The organism is Schumannella sp. GW821-FHT10F01 (assembly GCF_058809295.1).
In genome coordinates, this window is sequence record NZ_JBXASM010000006.1 from 109,897 (window position 1) to 125,258 (window position 15,362).

Below are 15,362 nucleotides of genomic sequence, written 5' to 3' on the forward strand. Positions count from 1 at the left end.
GGGGCATGGTGTCCCGGGACTTCCGCGAGGTCGCGGCCGACGAGCCGCCCGCGCTCGGGCTGCTCGAGCGGTACTTCGCGGAGCGTGCCGCCTCGTTCCCGCCGGCGCAGGGGGTCTACCGCCCGGCACGCCCCGCGGCGTCGGTGTTCGACGACGGCGTGTTCCTGGTGCTCGAGCTCGACGGCGTGCCGAGCGGTGTCGGCGGCATCCGGCGGCTGCCCGACCCCGCGCCCGGCGCGCGCCGCTTCGAGGTGAAGCACGTCTGGGTCGAGCCGGGCTCGCGCGGCGGCGGATCGGGCCGCGCCCTGATGGAGGAGCTCGAGCGGCACGCCCGCGACCTCGGCGGCACGGAGCTCGTGCTCGACACGAACCGGGTGCTCGAGTCAGCCGGCGCGCTCTACGCGCGGCTCGGCTTCACGCCGATCCCGGCCTACAACGACAACCCGAACGCGACCGACTGGTACCGGAAGGCGCTGTAGCGGGCTTCGACAGGCTCAGCCATCCGAGGGCGACTCAGTAGGGCTGCTCGACCGCCAGGCCGGTCCGCAGCTCGACCGGCAGGTGGCCGAGGTCGTTGTGCGTCAGCAGCACGGGCGGCTTCGCCGAGCGGATGCGGATGATGGTGAGCCCGCAGTTCGCCTGGCCGACGCCCATCCAGCGCCAGTCCGCCGCGCCGAACGCCTCGCGCACGAACCAGGCGATCACGAAGTTGTGGGTGATCAGCAGCTCGTGGGTGTCGTCGCGGGTCGGCGAGAACCACTCGGCCACCGCATCCGCCATCTGCGCCTGGCCGGCCTCGATCTGCTCCTCGGTCACGCCGCCGAAGAACGACTCGAACGAGTGCGGCATGTCCGGCGTCGGACCGGTCGGGATGCAGTCCATCAGCAGGGCGGACGGCTTCGCCTCGAGCGCCGGCATCCGCTCGGTCATGATCTGCGCGGTCTGCTGGGCGCGCTCGAGCGGGGAGGTCCAGGCGGCGTCGAACGGCACGCCGCCGAGCCGCTCGGCGATGGCGCGCGCCTGGCGCACGCCGCGAGAGCTCAGCGGGCCGTCGGGCAGGCCGTGCTCGGCGTCCCGCTGCTCGCCGTGCCGCACCAGGTAGAGGAAGCGCGACATCTCAGGCCGCCGGCAGCTCGTCGACCGGCAGGTCGCCGGGATCCATCGAGCCGACGGCGGCGATGCTGAGCGGACGCGCCGCCAGCTCCGCCGCGAGCGAGCGGACGTCGGTGGCGGTGACGGCGTCGATGCGCCGGATCGTCTCGTCGAGGTCGACGAACTCGCCGGTCGTCAGCTCGGAGCGGCCCAGCCGCGACATCCGGGTGTCGGAGTCCTCGAGCGCGAGGGCGGAGGCGCCGCCGATCTGGCCGCGGGCGCGGCCGAGCTCCTCCGCGCCGACCGGCTCCTCGGCGAGCCGCCGCAGCTCGCCGAGCATGAGCTCGGCGACGACGCCCGCGCGCTGCGGGGAGCAGCCCGCGTACATGCCGAACAGCCCCGCGTCGGAGTAGCCGGAGGCGAACGAGTAGACCGAGTAGGCCAGGCCGCGCTTCTCGCGGATCTCCTGGAACAGCCGCGACGACATGCCGCCGCCGAGCACGGAGTTGAGCACGCTGAGGGCGGGGCGCCGGTCGTCGGTGGCCGACCAGCCGGCCGTGCCGAGCAGCAGGTTCACCTGCTCGAGGTCGCGGTCGACGACGGCGAGCGCGCTCCCCCGGCGCACCGGCTCGGCGAGGGGGCTGCGGCGCGCGACCGGGTCGGCGGCCGCGGCGGGGTCCCATCCGGCGTCGGCGAGCGCGCGGCCGACCCAGGCGAGCAGGAGGTCGTGGTCCACGGCGCCGGCGACCGTGATGACGAGGTCGCGCGGCCGGTAGTTGCGCCCGTAGTGCGCGACGACGGCGTCGCGGCCGACCGCCGCGATCGAGTCCGGGCTGCCGCCGATCGGACGGCCGAGCGGATGATCGCCGAAGACCGCCTCGAAGAAGCGCTCGTTGACGACGTCGCCCGGGTCGTCGTCGGCCATGGCGAGCTCCTCGAGGATGACGCCGCGCTCGCTCTCGAACTCGTCGCGGTCGATCACCGAGGAGGTGAACATGTCCGCGAGCACGCTGACGGCCATCTCGAGGTCCTGGTCACGCACCTTCGCGTAGTAGCACGTGTGCTCTTTCGCGGTGAGCGCGTTGTGCTCGCCGCCGACCGAGTCGAAGGCCACGGCGATGTCGAGCGCGGTGCGCCTCGCGGTGCCCTTGAAGAGCAGGTGCTCCAGGAAGTGCGTGGCCCCGTAGACGCCGTCGTGCTCGTCGCGGGAGCCCACCGCGACCCAGAAGCCGACGGTGGCGCTCTGGGCGCCGGGAACCCGCTCGCTGAGCACGCGGACGCCGCTCGGGAGGACGGTGCGCCGGAGCTCCGCCCCTCCGGAGACCGGGGCGTGCAGCTCCGGGAGATCGAGCGGGAGGGCGACCGGTCCGTTCATCGAGGGAAGCCTACGGCACCGGGTTCCCCCGAACTGGGGCCCGACATGCGGACAGACAGACCACTCTGTCTGTCCGCAATGCTGTAGATTCATCTCAGGCCGCGGAGCTCCGGGGCCGTCACAGACACCTCGACCGAGGCGACGCGGGCTCGTCCCCAACTGAAGTCCGCGGTACGCCGGTCCCGAACCGGTCGAGGTGGGCGGCCCCGTCTCCGTCGGCGTACCCGAACCCGAAACCCGAGGAGACACCGTGAGCGACGCGCTCCGCGCCGCGGCGGCCCCTGCACCCGCCCGCGTCCCGACCACCCGACCGATGGCACCCGCCAAGCTCCGCATCCTGGAGACGGCCGACGCGCTCTTCACCCTGGAGGGCATCCGCAGCGTCGGCATCGACCGCCTCATCAGCGAGTCGAAGGTGACGAAGGCCACGTTCTACAAGCACTACGGCTCGAAGGACCGGCTGATCAGCGACTACGTCGCCTACCGCCACCGCCGCACCGCCGAGCGCGTGGAGGCCCGCGGCGCCGCCGAGGACCTGCTCCGCGGCGTGATCGACGACGCCGTCTCCGACATCGACGCGGACGGGTTCCGCGGCGACGCGTTCCTCAACGCGGCCGCCGAGTTCCCTGACCCGACGCACCCCGTGCGCAACGCCGTGCGCGAGCACCGCGAGTGGCTCGCCGACACGCTCGAGAGCGCGCTGCGCGACGTGGGCCACCCGCTCCCGGGCGACGCCGCCGACGAGCTCGTGCTCGCCCGCGACGGCGCGCTGAGCGGCGCCTACGCCGGCGACCCGATCGCGGCGAAGGCCGCCCTCGGGCGCGTGCTCGACCGGCTGCTCGCCGCCTAGGCGGGCATCCCGCCCGCCTGGCGGGCGCTCGACTCCGCGGGACCCGAACCCGCGGCACCTGCGGCACCCGAAGCCGCAGAACCGGCTGCCGCCGCCGGGATCCCCTCCGCCGCATCGCCGCGTGCGGCCGGCGGCGGCGCCGACTCCCCACGCTCCGACTCCCCCAGCACCGAGTCGATGAGCCCGGGGAACCGCTCCTCGAGCTCCGCCCGGCGCAGCTGGATGGTGTGGGTGCGTCCGCTGACGGCGGTGCGCGTGAGCCCCGACTCCCGCAGCGTCTTGAAGTGGTGCGAGAGCGTCGACTTCTGCACGTCGAGATCCCAGAACGTCTCGTTCTTCGGGCACGGCGCACCGTCGCCGAGGCGCTGCAGGATCTGCAGCCGCACCGGATCGGCCAGGGCGCGGAGCACGTCCACCAGCTCCACGTCGGCCATATCGGGCGACGGGTACTCGGCGCTCATCGGCGCAACTCCTCCCATTTGTTCGACGTTTATCGAACAAAGTGCTAGCGTGATCGTATGACGACCGTCGAACCATCGTACCCCCGGGCCACCGGACGTCTCCTGATCCTCGCCGCCGCGATGTTCGTGGTCGGCACCAACGCCTTCGTGATCGCCGGGCTCCTGCCGCAGATGGCTGCGGACCTCGGCGTGCCCTCGTCGCAGGTCAGCCTCGCCATCACCTGGTATTCGCTCGTCGTCGCCCTCGCCTCCCCGCTCGTCGCGATCCTGCTGGCGCGGGTGCCGCGCAAGCTGCTCCTGGCCGGCGGACTGGCCGTGTTCACGGCCGGCACCGCGATCGCCGCGGCGGCACCGGATGTCGCGGTCTTCGACCTCGGACGCATCGTCTCCGGCTTCGGCGGCGCCGCGCTCGTACCCACCGCCACCGCCGCGGCCGCGGCGCTCGTGCCGCCCGCGCGCCGCGGCCGGGCGCTCGCGCTCGTCGGGGCGGGGTTCACGCTCGCCACGGCCGTCGGCGCGCCGTTCGGCACCGCCCTCGGCGGCGCGGCCGGCTGGCGGGTGCCGATCCTCATCATCGTCGGCGCCGGCGCGCTGCTCACCGTGCTGCTCGCGGCCGCCGTGACCGTGCCGCTGCCGTCGCTCGTGCCGCTGCGCCGGCGGCTGGCGCCGCTGCGCAACCCGCGCGTGCTCGCGCCGCTCGGCGCCACCCTGCTCATGATCGCGGGGTTCAACATCGTCTACATCTTCAGCTCGACCGTCGCGAGTGCCGCCACCGGCGGCGACCCGACGCTGCTCGCCGCGCTGCTGCTCGCCTACGGCGTCGCGGGCGTCGTCGGCAACGCCGTCGCCGGGCCGCTGACCGACCGACTCGGCAGCCGCGCGCTCGGCGGCATCGCCCTCGGCGGGCAGGCCGTGGTGCTCGCGCTGCTGCCGCTCGCCGAGCCGTCGTTCGCGGCGCTCGCGCTGCTGTTCGCCCTGTGGGGCGTCGTCGCGTTCGCCGCGGCCGTGCCGGTGCAGCACCGCCTCGTCGCCGTCGATCCGGAGACCGCCGCGATGGCGCTCTCCTGGTACTCGACCGCGATGTACCTCGGCATCGCCGTCGCCCCGCTGGCGGGCGGCGCCGCGGCCTCGGCCGGCGGCGGGACGGCGCTCGCCCTCACCGGCGCCGTGGCCGTCGCGCTGGCGCTCGCCGCGTTCCTGGCCGGGTTCGCTCGGCGCCGTACCGTCGGCGCCGTCGCCTCCCCCGTGCCGGCCGACGGCGCGCTCGACTGAGCCGGACCGATCGCCGGGACGAGCCGGACGCGCCGATCAGAGCCCGGCGCTGGCGCGGTCGAGCCGGTCCAGCTGCTGACGGCTGAGCCGCACGCGCGGCGCCGCCATGAGGTCGACGACCTGCTCCGGCGCCGTCGCGGACACGACCGGCGCCACGACGAGCGGACGGGCGAGCAGCCAGGCCAGCGCGATGGCGGCCGGCGTGACGCCGTGCGCCTCCGCCACCTCGTCGAGCGCTGCGAGCACGCGCATGCCCTGCCTCGTGGCGTAGCGGGCGACCTCGCGCCCGCGGGCTGCCCTGGCGAGCTCGGCCCGGGAGCGGTACTTGCCGCTGAGGAATCCGCCCGCCAGCGCGAAGCGCGGCATGACGGCGAGCGCCTGGCGCTCGGCCACGGCGGCCAGACCCGACTCGTACTCCGCCCGGTGCACGAGGCTGTAGCGGTTCTGCAGCGCGACCATCGGCGCGACGCCGAGGTGGGCGCAGGCGATGCGGGCGAGGAACAGCCGCTCGCCGGTGTGGTCCGATCCGCCGAACCAGCGCACCTTGCCGGCCCGGATCAGCTCGTCGACCGCCAGCAGCGTCTCGTCGAACTCCACCTCCGGATCGTCGACGTGGAGGTAGAGCAGGTCGATCCGGTCCGTCTGGAGGCGCCCGAGGCTGTCCTCGACGGCGGAGCGGATCGCGCTCGCCGACAGACCCTGGTGGTCCGGCCCCTTGCCGATCTTCGTCGCCACGACCATGTCGTCGCGCACGCGGCGCTCGGCCATCCACTGGCCGATCATCACCTCGCTGCGGCCGCCCGCGTAGGCGTCGGCGGTGTCGACGAAGTTGCCGCCGAGCTCGCGGTAGGCGTCGAGCACGGCGGTCGTGGCGCGGCCGCCGGCCGTCCAGCCGAACACGTTGCCGCTCAGCGCGAGCGGGAAGACGTCGAGGTCGGATTCGCCGAGCCGGCGCCGCCGGATCGGCTCGCCGCCGACGATCGCCGCGGTCTCGGCCGTGGTGGGACGCACGACGGAGCCGGCCGCTGCGCCGCCGCTCTCGCTCACGTGTCCGCTCCCCTGCCGGAGCGTCCGTCGAGCGGCTGGGTCCGCCCGCCCGCACCGGCTTTCGAGGCAGGCTAGCCCAGCGCCCGGGGCGCCGCGCGGCGCACGGCCGAATCGTTACCGAACGGCGGCAGGGAGTTCCGGGACAGCCCGGAGGCCGTCCATCCCGGCGTCCTAGCCTGGCGACGACCCGGCCGTTTCCGCGGCCACGCCACGACAGGAAGGACACGCATGAACGACCCGAACTGGAGACTCCCCGAGGTGCCGCGGTTCCCGCTGTCGAGCCCTGATGTCGCCGACGGCGGCGAGCTGCCGACCTGGGCGCGCTCGGGCATCATGGGCGCCGGCGGCGAGGACCGCTCGCCCGCCCTCGAGTGGAGCGACGTGCCCGAGGGCACGAAGAGCCTCGTGCTCACCTGCTACGACCCCGACGCCCCGACCGGCAGCGGCTTCTGGCACTGGGCCGTGATCGACCTGCCGGCCGGCACCGACTCGCTGCCGGCCGACGCCGGGAACCCGGATGCCGGGCTGCTGCCCGACGGCGCCCGCGCCTGGCGCAACGAGATCGGCCTCGAGCGCTTCCTCGGCGCCGCGCCGCCGTCGGGCCACGGACCGCACCGCTACGTGTTCACGGTCACGGCGCTCGACGTCGACCGGCTCGAGGTGGATGCGGGCGCGACGCCCGCGGTGGTCGGCTTCTCGATGCTCGGCCACGTGCTCGGCCGCGCCCAGTTGACCGCGACCACCGAGACGCCGTAGCCCGAGCGCGAGCCCGAGACGGCGAGAGGCCCGCCCCGCAGCAGCGGGACGGGCCTCTCGTGGTCTCGTCGGGGGCTTCGCCGGGCTCAGCCGCCCGATGGGCCGATCAGCCCTCGGCCGGAGCCTCCGGGCCGTCGGCGGCCGCGGCGGACGACTCGGTGTCGCCGCCCTCGGTGTCCTCGACCACCGGGGCGAGCGACAGCTTGCCGCGGTCGTCCATCTTGGTGATCTCGACCTGGATCTTCTGGCCGACGCTGAGCACGTCCTCGACGTTCTCGACGCGCTTGCCGCCCGCGAGCTTGCGCACCTCGGAGATGTGCAGCAGGCCGTCCTTGCCCGGGAGGAGCGAGACGAACGCGCCGAACGACGCGATCTTCACGACCGTGCCGAGGAAGCGCTCCCCGACCTCCGGGTTGACCGGGTTGCCGATCGCGAGCACCTGGGCGCGCGCGGCCTCGGCCGACGGGCCGTCGACGGCGCCGATGTAGACGGTGCCGTCCTCCTCGATGGAGATGTCGGCGCCGGTCTCGTCCTGGATGCCGTTGATCGTCTTGCCCTTGGGGCCGATCAGCTCGCCGATCTTGTCGACCGGGATCTGCACGCTGATCACGCGCGGGGCGGTCGGCGCCATCTCGTCCGGGCCGTCGATCGCCTGGTTCAGCACCGAGAGGATGACCGTGCGGGCCTCCTTCGCCTGCTTCAGCGCACCGTCGAGCACCGACGACGGGAGACCCGCCAGCTTGGTGTCGAGCTGGATCGCGGTGACGAACTCGCTGGTGCCGGCGACCTTGAAGTCCATGTCGCCGAGCGCGTCCTCCGCACCGAGGATGTCGGTGAGGGCCGCGTAGCGGGTCTCGCCGTCGACCTCGTCCGAGATGAGGCCCATGGCGATGCCGGCGACCGGGGCGCGCAGCGGCACACCGGCGTTGAGCAGCGACAGGGTCGAGGCGCAGACGGAGCCCATCGACGTCGAGCCGTTGGAGCCGAGCGCCTCGGACACCTGGCGGATCGCGTAGGGGAACTCCTCGCGCGGCGGCAGCACCGGCACGAGCGCGCGCTCGGCCAGGAAGCCGTGCCCGATCTCGCGGCGCTTCGGCGAGCCGACGCGGCCGGTCTCGCCGGTCGAGTACGGCGGGAAGTTGTAGTGGTGCAGGTAGCGCTTCTTCGTGACCGGGGCCAGCGAGTCGATCTGCTGCTCCATCTTGAGCATGTTCAGCGTGGTGACGCCCAGGATCTGGGTCTCGCCGCGCTGGAAGATCGCCGAGCCGTGGACGCGCGGGATGACCTGCACCTCGGCGTCGAGCGCGCGGATGTCGGTCAGGCCGCGGCCGTCGATGCGGACGCCCTCGGTCAGCACGCGGGTGCGCATGATCTTCTTCGAGACCGACTTGTAGGCCGCGGAGACCTCGCCGTTGGCGGACTCGGGCAGACGGCCCTCGGCGACCTCGGCGGCGATGTGCGCCTTGACGCGGTCCTTGAGGGCGTCGTCGGCGTTCTGGCGCTCGACCTTGTCGGCGATCTGGTAGATCGGCTTCAGCTCGTCGTAGGCGAAGCCGGCGACGGCGTCGTACACGTCCTGCTGGTACGGCGGGAAGAGCGGGAACTCCTGGATGGCCTTCGCGGACTGCTCGGCGAGCGACTGCTGCGCCTTGATGAGCTGCTTGAGGAACGGCTTCGACGCCTCGAGGCCCTGCGCGACGACGGTCTCGTCCGGCTTGGTGGCGCCGGCGCGGATGAGCTCCCAGCTGCCCTCGGTGGCCTCGGCCTCGACCATCATGATCGCGACGTCCTCGTTGCCGTCCTTGTCGGTGACGAGGCGGCCGGCGACGGTGAGGTCGAACACGGCCTCCGACAGCTGGCTGAACTTCGGGAACGCGACCCACTGGTCGTCGATCAGCGCGAGGCGGATGCCGCCGACCGGGCCGTAGAACGGCAGGCCGGAGATCTGGGTCGACGCGGAGGCCGCGTTGATCGCCAGGGCGTCGTAGAACTCGTCGGGCGCGATGCTCAGCACCGTGATGACGATCTGCACCTCGTTGCGCAGGCCCTCGACGAAGGTCGGGCGCAGCGGGCGGTCGATGAGGCGGCAGACGAGGATCGCCTCGGTCGAGGGACGGCCTTCGCGGCGGAAGAACGAGCCGGGGATCTTGCCGGCGGCGTACGCGCGCTCCTCGACGTCGACCGTCAGCGGGAAGAAGTCGAAGCCGTCGCGGGGGTGCTTGCCGGCGCTGGTGGCGCTGAGCAGCATGGTGTCCTCGTCGAGGTACGCGGCGACGGCGCCCTGGGACTGCTGGGCGAGACGGCCGGTCTCGAAGCGGACGGTGCGGGTGCCGTACTTGCCGTTGTCGAGAACGGCCTCGGCGAACTTGATCTCGGGACCTTCCAAAGGTCACACACTCCTAGAACAAGGAGCAGGAGCGGGCAGGAAGACGACGGCGGGTGGATGCTCGGCATCCGGCCGCGGACCGCTCGCTGTTCTGGCCAACAGTAGAAGTGCACCGAATCGCGTGCCGATCGGCACCGTTTCGGGAGACCACCACCGGTGACCAGCTTCGTGCCGGCCTGCTCCGTAGGGGCGACCACCGGTCGGTGGTCATCCCGAGTCTAGCAGGAGGCCCTCAGCCGGGTCCGGGGAGGACTCGCCGGGCGCCTACACGCCGTCCGCGGCGACCGGCGGCAGCTCGTCGCGGCCGAGGCCGCGGTAGTCCCAGCCGGCGGCGCGCCAGGCGACCCGGTCGAGCCGGTTGCGCGCGTCGAGCACGACTCGGCCGCGCGCCAGCTCGGCGACCCGGACCGGATCGAGCTGCCGGTACTCGGTCCACTCGGTGAGCATCGCGACGGCGTCCGCGTCGGTCACCGCCTCCTCGGCCGTGTCGACGATGCGGAGGTCGGGGCGCATCGCCTTCGCGCGCTCGCCCGCCGCCGGGTCGTGCGCGACCACGTCGGCGCCGAGCTGCGTCAGCTCCGCGGCCACCGAGAGCGCGGGCGAATCGCGGAGGTCGTCGGAGTCCGGCTTGAACGCGAGGCCGAGCACCGCGATCCGCTGCCCGGCGAGCTCGCCGCCGAGCATCGAGCGCAGCAGGTCGACCGCGCGGTGGCGACGGGCGATGTTGATCGTGTCGACGTCGCGCAGCAGCGCGGTGAGGCCGTCCGCGCCGAGCTCGCCGGCGCGGGCGGCGTAGGCCCGGATGTCCTTCGGCAGGCAGCCACCGCCGAAGCCGAGGCCGGCGCCGAGGAAGCGGCGTCCGATGCGGTCGTCGTGACCGAGCGCATCGGCGAGGGTCTCGATGTCGGCTCCCGCGGCAGCGCAGACGTCGGCGACGGCGTTGATGAACGAGATCTTCATGGCGAGGAACGCGTTGGCGCTCGCCTTGACGAGCTCGGCGGTGGCGAGGTCGGCGGCGATGCGCGGCACGCCGGCCTCGAGCTGCGCGGCGTACGCGGTGTCGAGGGCGAGGGCGGCGCGGTGGGCGTCGTCCGGGTCCTTCGGGAGGCCGTAGACGATCCGGTCGGGGCGGAGGGTGTCGTCGACGGCGTGGCCCTCGCGCAGGAACTCGGGGTTCCAGGCGAGCGCGACCGCGACGGGGATGCGCAGCCGGAGGCGCTCGGCGGTGCCGACGGGCACGGTCGACTTGCCCGCGATCACGGAGCCGGGCGCGAGGTGCGGCGCGAGCGCGTCGACCGCGGACTCGAGGTAGCTGAGGTCGGCCTCGTCGCTCCCCCGCCGCTGCGGGGTGCCGACGGCGAGGAAGTGGAGCTCCGCGTCGGCGGCGTCGGCGAAGTCGGTCGAGAACCGCAGCCGGCCGGACGCGATGCCCGCCTGCAGGATCGGCTCGAAGTCCGGCTCGTGGAACGGCGCGACGCCGCCCGAGAGCAGCTCCACCTTGCCGGGGTCGACGTCGATGCCGACCACGTCGTGCCCGGAGGCCGCCATGCCGGCGGCGTGGACCGCACCGAGGTAGCCGCAGCCGATGACCGAGATCCGCATGGGGTCTCCTTCTCGCGGGGTCCCCGCGAGGACCGTCAGGCCTCCACAGGGCTGACGCGCACTGCGGAGGTGTGCTTGGCCGGCAGCCCGTCACCGGCCCGCCGCCCCCGCACCCGGCGCCCCGCCCATGGCATCGCGTGCTGGCGGAGCCAGCGTAGCGTGGTGAGCCATTCTCCGGGAGTCGCATCCTCGTCGTCGTGCACGGCCGCATCGAGGGCGCCGAGCAGACCCGCGCCGGGGATGCCGAGGGCCGCTGCGGCGCGGTAGCAGAGCGCCCGATGCCCCATCGAGCTGAGGTGCACGCGGTCGTCGGCGAAGGCCCGGACGTCGGCGAGCTCCGGTGCCCCGAGCACGTCGAGGAAGACCGCGCCGTGCTCGGCGCACTGCGCGGCCAGCGCGCGGTTGAAGCGGCGCACGCGGGCGCGGAGCGGGGCGAGTCCGCGGTACGGCGGGATGAAGACCCCGACGACGAGCACGTCGCTGCCGCCCTCCCGGAGCCGCCGGATGCCGTCGCCGAGCTCGGCGGCGAGCCGCTCCGGATCGGCGCGGAGCCGCACGAGGTCGTTCGCGCCGCCGAGCACCGTCACGAGGTCGGCACGCAGCTCGAGCGCCCGCGGCAGCTGCTCGCCGACGATCTCGCCGATGCGCTTGCTGCGCACGGCGAGGTTCGCGTAGTCGAGGCCGCGGCCGGAGTCGCCGCTCGCGAGCAGCATCGCGAGCCGGTCCGCCCAGCCGCGCCACTGCCCGGCGGCCTGGCGCGAGGCGTCGCACAGCCCCTCGGTGAGCGAGTCGCCGAGGGCGACGTATCGCGCCCACCGCTGCTCGCGAGCCCGGCCGGGCACCGCGATGCCGCGGGTGACGCGCACGTCGTCGTAGTGGTCGAGCAGCTCGTCGCCGAGCCGCTCCCAGGTGCGCTCGGCGACGGACGCGCGGGCCTCGGCCGCGAACGCGCGGCGCTTGCCGTCGTCGCCGGCGAGATCGGCGACGCGGTCGCGCAGGTCGCCGAGGTCGCCCGGGCGGTAGAGCCAGCCGGTGCGGCTGGAGCGCACGAGGTCGAGCGGGCCGCCCTTGCCGGTGGCGACCACGGGCACCCCGCTGGCGAGCGCCTCCTGGATCGTCTGGCAGAAGGTCTCGTGCTCGCCGGGATGCACGAAGAGGTCGAAGCTCGCGACCGTGCGGGCGAGGTCCTCGCCGCTGCGGAAGCCGAGGAAGCGCGCCGCGGGCAGCTGCCGCTCCAGCTCGGGGCGGCTCGGGCCGTCGCCGACGATCACGACGCGGACGCCGGGCATCGCGCTGAGCACGGCCAGATCCTCGACCTGCTTCTCGGGCGCCAGGCGGCCGACGTAGCCGACGATCGCCTCGCCGCCGGGAGCGAGCCGCCGGCGCAGCTCCTCGTCGCGGCGGTCCGGGTGGAACAGCTCCGCGTCGACGCCGCGCGCCCACAGCCGCACCCGCTCGACCCCGAGCGCCTCGAGTCCGGCGATGGCGGCGCTCGACGGCGCGAGCGTGCGGTCGGCGCGGTTGTGCAGCCGCACCAGGTGACGCTCGAGCATCCCCTCGGCGCCGGGCACCCCGTAGCGCGAGGCGTAGCCCGCGATGTCGGTCTGGTACACCGCGACCGTCGGCACGCCGAGCGCCTCCGCCGCGCGCTGACCCTGCAGGCCGAGCACGAACGGCGACGCGAGGTGCACCACGTCGGGGCGGAAGTCGCCGAGCACGGTGGTGAGCGTGCGCGTCGCGGCGAGCGCGATCCGCACCTGCGGGTAGCCGGGCCACGGCAGCGACCGGTAGCCGGTGAAGCCGGCGCCGTGCATCCGCGCGGTGTCGAGCACCGCGCGGCCAGGACCGGGGGCGAGCACGAGGGCCTCGTGGCCCTGGCGCTCGAGGTGCCGGAGCACCTGGATCAGCGAATTGGTGACGCCGTTCATGTGGGGCAGGAACGACTCGGCGATCAGTGCGACCCTCACGGCTCCCAGGGTGCCGCCCCGCGCGGCGCGGCGCCCGCCGCCGCGGGTCGGATCACCGGAGCTTCCGCATCCCGTCGCCGGATGGTCGCCCGCGCGTCCCCATCCGGTCGCCGGCGTCGCCCGCGGGTCGCCGCCGCGTCATCCGGCGTTCACCGGCTCCGGCGACCCTGGTGCCGTGGCCGAGGACTGGATCCGCGAGCTCGCCTCGTCGCCCTGGCTGCTGCCGGGGCTGTTCCTGCTCGTCGTCGCCGACGCCTTCGTCGTGGTGCTGCCGAGCGAGACCGTCGTCGTCGCGCTGGGCGCGCTCGCGGCCGCGACCGGGAACCCGGCGCTCGGCCTCGTCATCCCGGTGGCGGCGGCGGGTGCGCTCGTCGGCGACAGCGCGCTGTTCTGGATCGGCCGGCGGATCGGCGTCGACCGCTGGCGCTGGCAGCGCGGCCGGCGCATCGCCGCGGCGCTCGCGCGGACGCGGCGCACGGTGCTCCGGCGACCGGCCGTGCTCGTGTTCACGGCGCGCTACATCCCGTTCGCGCGGATCGCGGTGAACCTCTCGGCGGGGGCCGCGGGGCTCCCCTACCGCCGCTTCCTGCCGCTCAGCGCCGCGGCGGGCGTGGGCTGGGCCTGCTACAACACGGCCGTCGGCGCGCTCTTCGGCGCCGCCCTGGGGTCGCGTCCGCTGCTCGCGATCGGGTGCTCGGTGGTCGTCGCGATCGCGCTCGGGTTCGGCGTCGACGCGCTGGTGCGCCGGCTGGGGCGTCGCGTCGACGCGGCGGCCGATTCCGACCCTGCGGAATGAGGGGTCAGACCCGGCCGAAGCCGCCGGAGGGGTCGAAGCCGGCGGGCAGCGCGAAGGGGTCGCGGGGACCGCTGTCGCGCACCGAGCGGAGCACGGCCGCGGCGAGCTCAGCCCCCGCGCGGTCGATGCGGTCGGCGAGCGCGTCCGGGCCGCCCCAGTCGGACGACGCGGCGTAGACCCCGGTCGGCACCGGCTCTGCGCGGAGGTAGGCGAACAGCGGCCGCAGCGCGTAGTCGATCGCGAGCGAGTGGCGCTCGGTGCCGCCTGTCGCGCCGAGCAGCACCGGCATCCCGGTCAGCGCGGTCGCGTCGAGCCCGTCGACGAACGACTTGAACAGCCCGCTGTAGCTCGTGGTGAAGATCGGCGTGACCGCGACCACGCCGTCGGCGCGCTCGAGCGCCGCGAACGCCTCGGCGAGCCGCGGCGACGCGAAGCCGGTGAGCAGCCGGTCGGTGATGTCGTGGGCGAGGTCGCGCAGCTCGATCACCCGGGTCTCCACCGGGCCGTCGGCCGAGAGCCCGGCCGCCGCGGCCGCCAGCAGCCGGTCGGCGAGCAGGCGGGTCGAGGACGGCTGCGACAGCCCGGCCGAGACCGCGACGAGCGTGCGGGCGGTCATCGGGCCACCGCCCCGTCGGCCGTCGCGTCGGCGGTGGACTCGTCGGCGGCGGACGCGTTCTCAGCCGCCGCATCCCGCGCCGCCACGAGCGCGGCGTGGGTCGGTGCGTCCGGCACCTCGGCCGGGCGGCCGGCCTCGAGCTCGCGGCGGAGCACCGGCACGACCTCGCCGCCGAGCAGGTCGAGCTGCTCGAGCACGGTCTTCAGCGGGAGGCCGGCGTGGTCGACGAGGAACAGCTGGCGCTGGTAGTCGCCGAAGTGCTCGCGCATCGCGGCGTAGCGGTCGATGACCTGCTGCGGGCTGCCGACCGTGAGCGGCGTCTGCGCCGTGAAGTCCTCGAGGGAGGGTCCGTGGCCGTACACCGGCGCGCTGTCGAAGTACGGGCGGAACTCGTCGACGGCCGCCTGCGAGTCCTTCCGCATGAAGACCTGGCCGCCGAGGCCGACGATCGCCTGGGCCTGCGAGCCGTGCCCGTAGTGCTCGAAGCGCTGCCGGTAGAAGGCGATGAGCTGCTGGAAGTGCTCCTTCGGCCAGAAGATGTTGTTCGCGAAGAAGCCGTCGCCGTAGTACGCGGCCTGCTCGGCGATCTCGGGGCTGCGGATGGAGCCGTGCCAGACGAACGGCGCGACGCCGTCGAGCGGCCGCGGCGTCGAGGTGAAGCCCTGCAGCGGCGTGCGGAACTGGCCCTGCCAGTCGACGACCTCGGTGTCCCAGAGGCGACGCAGCAGCGCGTAGTTCTCGATCGCGAGCGGGATGCCCTGGCGGATGTCCTTGCCGAACCACGGGTACACCGGGCCGGTGTTGCCGCGGCCGAGCATGAGGTCGACGCGGCCGCCGGCGACGTGCTGCAGCATCGCGAAGTCCTCGGCGATCTTCACCGGGTCGTTCGTGGTGATGAGCGTCGTGCTCGTCGTGAGCTGCAGCGTCGTGGTCTGCGCCGCGAGGTACGCGAGCGTCGTGGTCGGCGACGACGACCAGAACGGCGGGTTGTGGTGCTCGCCGAGCGCGAAGACGTCGAGCCCGACCTCCTCGGCGTGCCGCGCGATAGTCAGCGTGTCCTGGATCCGCTGGGCCTCGCTGACGGTGGTCCGGGTGGTCGGGTCCTCCGTGATGTCGCTCACGGTGAAGATCCCGAACTGCAT

General features: G+C 74.1%; 14 protein-coding genes. 5 read left to right on the plus strand and 9 right to left on the minus strand.

Going from position 1 to position 15,362, the window contains the following annotated elements; genetic code table 11:
• Nucleotides 1–5 precede the first annotated feature (5 nt).
• The gene (locus AC1RSJ_RS08895) at nt 6–479 is read left to right on the plus strand and encodes a GNAT family N-acetyltransferase (protein ID WP_493118003.1); all 474 of its coding nucleotides are present in this window, start codon (nt 6–8) and stop codon (nt 477–479) included.
• 34 nt (nt 480–513) lie between these two features.
• Here AC1RSJ_RS08895 and AC1RSJ_RS08900 read toward each other — a convergent pair whose 3' ends face one another.
• A complete protein-coding gene (locus tag AC1RSJ_RS08900) occupies nt 514–1,116 on the minus strand; it encodes a histidine phosphatase family protein (RefSeq protein WP_493118004.1) in 603 nt (200 codons plus the stop codon).
• 1 nt (nt 1,117) lies between these two features.
• The gene (locus tag AC1RSJ_RS08905; RefSeq protein ID WP_493118005.1) at nt 1,118–2,467 is read right to left on the minus strand and encodes a M16 family metallopeptidase; all 1,350 of its coding nucleotides are present in this window, start codon (nt 2,465–2,467) and stop codon (nt 1,118–1,120) included.
• 250 nt (nt 2,468–2,717) lie between these two features.
• Between AC1RSJ_RS08905 and AC1RSJ_RS08910 the strand changes: the two genes are divergently transcribed.
• Nucleotides 2,718–3,317 carry a TetR/AcrR family transcriptional regulator gene (locus tag AC1RSJ_RS08910; protein ID WP_493118006.1) on the plus strand — a complete coding sequence of 200 codons (600 nt, stop codon included), beginning with the start codon at nt 2,718–2,720 and terminating at the stop codon, nt 3,315–3,317.
• On the opposite strand, the gene AC1RSJ_RS08915 is transcribed toward AC1RSJ_RS08910, so the two are convergent.
• Complete coding sequence (locus AC1RSJ_RS08915; RefSeq protein WP_493118007.1) at nt 3,314–3,778, minus strand: ArsR/SmtB family transcription factor; 465 nt, start codon at nt 3,776–3,778, stop codon at nt 3,314–3,316. The genes AC1RSJ_RS08910 and AC1RSJ_RS08915 overlap by 4 nt on opposite strands.
• Nucleotides 3,779–3,835: 57 nt before the next feature.
• Here AC1RSJ_RS08915 and AC1RSJ_RS08920 point away from each other — a divergent pair, with 57 nt between their 5' ends.
• Complete coding sequence (locus AC1RSJ_RS08920; protein WP_493118008.1) at nt 3,836–5,050, plus strand: MFS transporter; 1,215 nt, start codon at nt 3,836–3,838, stop codon at nt 5,048–5,050.
• A gap of 36 nt (nt 5,051–5,086) precedes the next feature.
• Here AC1RSJ_RS08920 and AC1RSJ_RS08925 read toward each other — a convergent pair whose 3' ends face one another.
• Nucleotides 5,087–6,097: an aldo/keto reductase gene (locus AC1RSJ_RS08925; RefSeq protein ID WP_493118009.1), complete on the minus strand. Its 1,011-nt coding sequence runs from the start codon at nt 6,095–6,097 to the stop codon at nt 5,087–5,089.
• A gap of 228 nt (nt 6,098–6,325) precedes the next feature.
• Between AC1RSJ_RS08925 and AC1RSJ_RS08930 the strand changes: the two genes are divergently transcribed.
• Nucleotides 6,326–6,853 (plus strand): YbhB/YbcL family Raf kinase inhibitor-like protein, encoded by a 528-nt coding sequence (locus AC1RSJ_RS08930; RefSeq protein WP_493118010.1) that lies wholly within the window; start codon nt 6,326–6,328, stop codon nt 6,851–6,853.
• 106 nt (nt 6,854–6,959) lie between these two features.
• Here AC1RSJ_RS08930 and AC1RSJ_RS08935 read toward each other — a convergent pair whose 3' ends face one another.
• The 3 genes from AC1RSJ_RS08935 to AC1RSJ_RS08945 all read right to left on the minus strand — a co-directional run bounded on the left by AC1RSJ_RS08935 (nt 6,960) and on the right by AC1RSJ_RS08945 (nt 12,808).
• On the minus strand, nt 6,960–9,239 hold the full coding sequence (locus AC1RSJ_RS08935) for a polyribonucleotide nucleotidyltransferase (RefSeq protein ID WP_493118011.1): 2,280 nt from the start codon (nt 9,237–9,239) through the stop codon (nt 6,960–6,962).
• 264 nt (nt 9,240–9,503) lie between these two features.
• Nucleotides 9,504–10,841: a UDP-glucose dehydrogenase family protein gene (locus tag AC1RSJ_RS08940; RefSeq protein ID WP_493118012.1), complete on the minus strand. Its 1,338-nt coding sequence runs from the start codon at nt 10,839–10,841 to the stop codon at nt 9,504–9,506.
• 35 nt (nt 10,842–10,876) lie between these two features.
• A complete protein-coding gene (locus AC1RSJ_RS08945; protein ID WP_493118013.1) occupies nt 10,877–12,808 on the minus strand; it encodes a GDSL-type esterase/lipase family protein in 1,932 nt (643 codons plus the stop codon).
• 175 nt (nt 12,809–12,983) lie between these two features.
• Between AC1RSJ_RS08945 and AC1RSJ_RS08950 the strand changes: the two genes are divergently transcribed.
• Entirely contained in the window at nt 12,984–13,604 is a 621-nt protein-coding gene (locus tag AC1RSJ_RS08950) for a DedA family protein (protein ID WP_493118014.1), read from the plus strand.
• A gap of 4 nt (nt 13,605–13,608) precedes the next feature.
• Here AC1RSJ_RS08950 and AC1RSJ_RS08955 read toward each other — a convergent pair whose 3' ends face one another.
• Both AC1RSJ_RS08955 and AC1RSJ_RS08960 read right to left on the minus strand, forming a co-directional pair.
• The gene (locus AC1RSJ_RS08955) at nt 13,609–14,220 is read right to left on the minus strand and encodes a CE1759 family FMN reductase (RefSeq protein ID WP_493118015.1); all 612 of its coding nucleotides are present in this window, start codon (nt 14,218–14,220) and stop codon (nt 13,609–13,611) included.
• Complete coding sequence (locus AC1RSJ_RS08960) at nt 14,217–15,362, minus strand: LLM class flavin-dependent oxidoreductase (protein WP_493118104.1); 1,146 nt, start codon at nt 15,360–15,362, stop codon at nt 14,217–14,219. The genes AC1RSJ_RS08955 and AC1RSJ_RS08960 overlap by 4 nt, the downstream gene beginning before the upstream one ends.

Coding starts and splice junctions, on each gene's coding strand:
- AC1RSJ_RS08915 (WP_493118007.1), bottom strand. CDS start 3,778: ATGAGCGCCGAGTACCCGTCGCCCGATATGGCCGACGTGGAGCTGGTG.
- AC1RSJ_RS08905 (WP_493118005.1), bottom strand. CDS start 2,467: ATGAACGGACCGGTCGCCCTCCCGCTCGATCTCCCGGAGCTGCACGCC.
- AC1RSJ_RS08895 (WP_493118003.1), top strand. CDS start 6: ATGGTGTCCCGGGACTTCCGCGAGGTCGCGGCCGACGAGCCGCCCGCG.
- AC1RSJ_RS08900 (WP_493118004.1), bottom strand. CDS start 1,116: ATGTCGCGCTTCCTCTACCTGGTGCGGCACGGCGAGCAGCGGGACGCC.
- AC1RSJ_RS08960 (WP_493118104.1), bottom strand. CDS start 15,362: ATGCAGTTCGGGATCTTCACCGTGAGCGACATCACGGAGGACCCGACC.
- AC1RSJ_RS08930 (WP_493118010.1), top strand. CDS start 6,326: ATGAACGACCCGAACTGGAGACTCCCCGAGGTGCCGCGGTTCCCGCTG.
- AC1RSJ_RS08920 (WP_493118008.1), top strand. CDS start 3,836: ATGACGACCGTCGAACCATCGTACCCCCGGGCCACCGGACGTCTCCTG.
- AC1RSJ_RS08940 (WP_493118012.1), bottom strand. CDS start 10,841: ATGCGGATCTCGGTCATCGGCTGCGGCTACCTCGGTGCGGTCCACGCC.
- AC1RSJ_RS08955 (WP_493118015.1), bottom strand. CDS start 14,220: ATGACCGCCCGCACGCTCGTCGCGGTCTCGGCCGGGCTGTCGCAGCCG.